Below are 4458 nucleotides of genomic sequence, written 5' to 3' on the forward strand. Positions count from 1 at the left end.
TTTTTAAATTTGACGATTTCCAATAAAAAAATAAATAGTAAAATTTAAAAATTCGGCTTGTGTTTAATCCGAAAAGTAATAGCTTATTATCAGCGCTACTTTTCATATACGGAGCCGTTGGGTACAATTATGACGAACAGCATTTTCCATAACAAAGAGTTTGAGATAAACGGAATTTCTGTGCCTGAATTTGAATTAAAAAGCGGAAATCTAATCCGAATTTATATTCCGAATTTTAATCTTGAAAACTTGCCTTTAGGTTTTGACTTGACTATCGAATTAATAAAAAAGTTCCAAAATCAAAAAACTGATTTTCCTTGGGCAAAAAACTACCGACAAAATACTGTTGCGAAATTTTTAAGTCCTTTGACTGTAAATAAATATCTGATTAATAAAATGCGGATTGACAAACTGAGCGCAAAAAGAATAGCAGAAGAAATCGGAATTACATTAAATGAGAAATTTGAATATTTAAGTTTTAAAAACAAAAAAGCTCTAATTATAAAAGCGCATTTTGATAAAAATGATTCTATTCTTTTGGATTATTACGGAGTAGATGCAATGGGAATTGAGTTTTTGGAAAATTTAATTAATACCGAAATAGAAAAAGGCAAATCTGCAATCGCTTTTGACAATTTACAATTTGCGAACGAAAAAGAACCTTATGAAAATATTAAACCGATAAAAATAACTGTACCCAACACAGTATAAAATTAATTGCTATTTTAGGCTTAAACAAAGGTAGTTGCACTTTTGTTACGTCTGATTTTCCTTCGGAAAATCCTCGCACACAAAACCGCAACTAATCTTATACATAAACGTTGGCTTTAATGCATAAAACAAAATTGAGAATAAAAAAATATGAATCCATTTATAACAAAAGTCTTATTAACAACATTAATTTTAGCTTTAATAACACTAACAATATCGATAATTGATATCAGAAAAAGTAAATTAAATAGAAACAACAAAATTTTCTGGATAATTATGGTTTTATTATTTAACATATTTGGTACAATTACCTATTTTTTAATTGGTAGAAAAAAATGAAATAAAGTAAAAATCACGCTGAATTTCTAACTCAAACGCTGACTAAAATTACAGTGCGGAATTTGACAAAAATGTGAAAAATAAGAACTGAACGCAAAAAAATGTTTGACTTTCACTCTGTCGAACAATAAATAATCTGAATTTGAGCAAGTTTACGGAATTGAAAAACAAAACGGAATTGAGCAAGTTTGTGGAAAAATAATTAAACCGAAAAAAGAATAGTTGAACGAATTATAAAACGGACAAAAGCACTAAAAGCCAACACCGTATAAAAAAAATTGCTAGTTTTAGCTAAACCAATGTTAGTTGCTCGTTTGCTAGCTTCTGATTTTCCTTCGGAAAATCCTCGCACACAAACACGCAACTTTCCTTATACATAAACGTTATAAACAAGTTGAAAAAAGTACTACAATTAATATTTATAGTTATTGGATTAACATCTTGCGAAGCTCAAGAAGTTAACGGAATATGGATGTCTTATAATAATTATGTTATTGACACAAATTCAGGGTACACTTCTAAGAACGAAGGAGTGTTAATTGACTTTGACAATCAAACCATTGGAACTATAAATTCAGATAGTACTGTATTAGTAAGCATTGATTTTAAACAATCAAAGTTATTTATGAAAACGGACACTCTAAATGTTGGCTTTAAAGTTTACCGAAAAGACTCAATTGAAATTGACTTTGGACAAAATATGATGCACGTATTTAGACCTTTGAATTTGAATCACAAACTTTCAGTCAATAAAAGTCAAATTAATGATTTTCTGACCAAAAATATTTTCGGAAAAATAAATGGAGGAATCGACTTTACTTTCAGCGATAAATTCTTTTTTCGTGATGATATGTTTGAAAAAAAGAAAAAGAGAAATGCTTTTATTAATAAAACTTGGAATGATGAAGGCTTTTGGTATGTAAAAGAAATTGAACAGAACTATTTTTTAATATTTACACTTGACCAAACTTCGGACCAAAATATTTATCAAATAATTTCACTTGACAAATGTAAAATGCAACTTGAGCAACTTCAAGAAGCCGATTTTGGAAATGCAAAAATAACTGAATTAAAAACCTGTTTATAACATTGTATATAAAAAATTGCTATTTTGTGCTTAACCAATGTGAGTTGCTTTGTTTGCCTGCATCTGATTTTCCTTCGGAAAATCCTCGCACACAAACACGCAACATTTCATATACGTAACCGTTGTGTTTAATTTGACAGCAGAATTCAATGAGAATAAAATCTAATGCCTCACCAGACGAATTATCCTCACCTTTTTTTAAATCGAATGAGGTATTTTGCTCTGATTTTGAAAGTTTTGTTGCAAATAAAAATGGAAAAGTAAAAGGAAATTACAATGCTTGGTCATATCTGATTTTCGGTAAAATATCAAATCCTACAAATTGGAATTTGACTTATAAAAAATCAACCTTTACTTCAACTGGAAATTTANGTTTTGTTGCAAATAAAAATGGAAAAGTAAAAGGAAATTACAATGCTTGGTCATATCTGATTTTCGGTAAAATATCAAATCCTACAAATTGGAATTTGACTTATAAAAAATCAACCTTTACTTCAACTGGAAATTTATTGCTTTCATCAAAATATCAAAGTTTACTTGTTTTGGCGGAATGGGAAACTGAAAGAAAAGGAACTCATAATTCGGAATTTACAATACGAAAAAAAACACGAACTGACTTTTTAAAAAAAATGGTAAGTGTATCATTGTCTGAACTCGATTTTTCTAAAAAGTATATGCTTGAAATGAAAAATGAGAAACCAAAACTGATTTTCAAACTGACAGAAATATTAAAACCACTTTTCCAATCTGGAGAAATATATAAGATTGAACATAAGAATGATAAATTGAAAATTGAAATGAGAACTGAAAAACATCATTTTGAATTATTTGACAAATTAATAAGCGAAATATAAAAAACTAAACACAACACCGTATAAAAATAATGCTTAGTTTAGTGCTTAATCAAGAGTTCGTGCGCTTTTGTTACGTCTGATTTTCCTTCGGAAAATCCTCGCATACAAACCCGCAACTATTCTTATACATAAACGTTGTGCGTAATATGACCACTCAAAACTATCAGAATGCAAGAAAGAGATTGGCTTGAAAAACTTTTCCAAAAATCATTAGAAAAAGCTAGACCAGATTTCGAGTATACTGATGAAAATATTAAAAAATTATCTGAAGTTATTGAAGAGTCTATGCCTTCGATAATTACAATGTTTGAAAAACAAGTCAAAAGAGAATCAAAAAAAATCCTCAAGCAAAATAGAAAGGATATTTTGAAATTCAAGAAAAGACTAAATAAGACTTGGAAATCTGCCATTGACCAATTAGAAGTCTTCATCTCTTTCAATTTGGAATATGGCGTTATCGTGTCTGATTCCTATAGACAAGAAAACCCAAACGATATTAAGTTTGAAACTCTTTTAAGGTTACACGCAAGGTCGTGTCAAATAGCTTGTGAAATACTGGAATTAATTAAAGGTGGTTTCGCAGATGGAGCAATGGCTAGATGGAGAAGTCTATATGAAATATCAGTTCTCACCAATTTTTTAGAAAAAGGAACAGAGGAACTTTGTCAAAGATATTTGGATTACTATTTCGTAGAAAATCATTATGAAACATTAGAATATCAAAAAAATTGTGAACGACTTGGATATGAGCCACTTTTAGAAGAGGAAATAGAAGAATCGAAAAAATTAGTCGAAACCCAAAAAGAGAAATATGGAAATGATTTTGGAAAATTGTATGGCTGGGTTGGAGATGCTCTTCCTAAACGAAAATGGAATTTTGCTGGCATAGAAGAAACAATTGAATTTAAATATATGCGTTCATTCTATAAAATGGCAAACAACTCTGTTCATTCTGGAGCAAAAGGTTTTATATACACACTTGGACAATACGACAGTAATGAAGTAATGTTAGCGGGACCGAGTAATTATGGTTTTGCAGACCCAGGACAAAATACAGCGTTTTCTCTTTTTCAGACCACTTTAACACTTTCAGAATTCGAGACTTATTTGGAAGATTCATTATATATAAAAATCGGAATGAATATGTTAGATGAGTTAAGTGAAGAGTTCATTAGAATACAGAAAAAAATAGAATCCGAAGAAGATGAATTTAGAAATACTACGCACAACAATGTATAACCGCAATTACGGCGGATTCGACTACGTCCGAATCCACTCGGAATTGCTAAAGTCCGTGCCAAACCGAAAATTAACGCATATTAACCCGTAACTGACGGTTATACGAGACCGTTGCCATTCATTGACGGAACGCACTCTGAATCCAAAAATTAGAGTTTATAAAAATCGCTTTTTGACAAGAAAACACTGAAACTTTACTCAAATTAGGAATAAAAAATTACAGCGGAT

The 4458-nt window shown here is 30.0% G+C and carries 4 protein-coding genes; all 4 read left to right on the plus strand.

The window, feature by feature from the left end; all coding sequences use genetic code 11:
* The first annotated feature begins 129 nt into the window (after positions 1 to 129).
* The 4 genes from AC0UBM_RS18215 (at position 130) to AC0UBM_RS18230 (ending at position 4230) form a co-directional block, all read left to right on the plus strand.
* Positions 130 to 711 carry a hypothetical protein gene (locus tag AC0UBM_RS18215; RefSeq protein WP_475689614.1) on the plus strand — a complete coding sequence of 194 codons (582 nt, stop codon included), beginning with the start codon at positions 130 to 132 and terminating at the stop codon, positions 709 to 711.
* Positions 712 to 861: 150 nt separating this feature from the next.
* Complete coding sequence (locus AC0UBM_RS18220; protein ID WP_475689615.1) at positions 862 to 1050, plus strand: PLD nuclease N-terminal domain-containing protein; 189 nt, start codon at positions 862 to 864, stop codon at positions 1048 to 1050.
* Positions 1051 to 1444: 394 nt separating this feature from the next.
* Positions 1445 to 2137, plus strand: coding sequence for a hypothetical protein (locus AC0UBM_RS18225; RefSeq protein ID WP_475689616.1), 693 nt, complete (start codon positions 1445 to 1447; stop codon positions 2135 to 2137).
* Between the two features lie 1022 nt (positions 2138 to 3159).
* Positions 3160 to 4230 carry a DUF5677 domain-containing protein gene (locus AC0UBM_RS18230; protein ID WP_475689617.1) on the plus strand — a complete coding sequence of 357 codons (1071 nt, stop codon included), beginning with the start codon at positions 3160 to 3162 and terminating at the stop codon, positions 4228 to 4230.
* The last annotated feature ends 228 nt before the right edge of the window (positions 4231 to 4458 follow it).

The organism is Formosa sp. F44, from assembly GCF_056238645.1.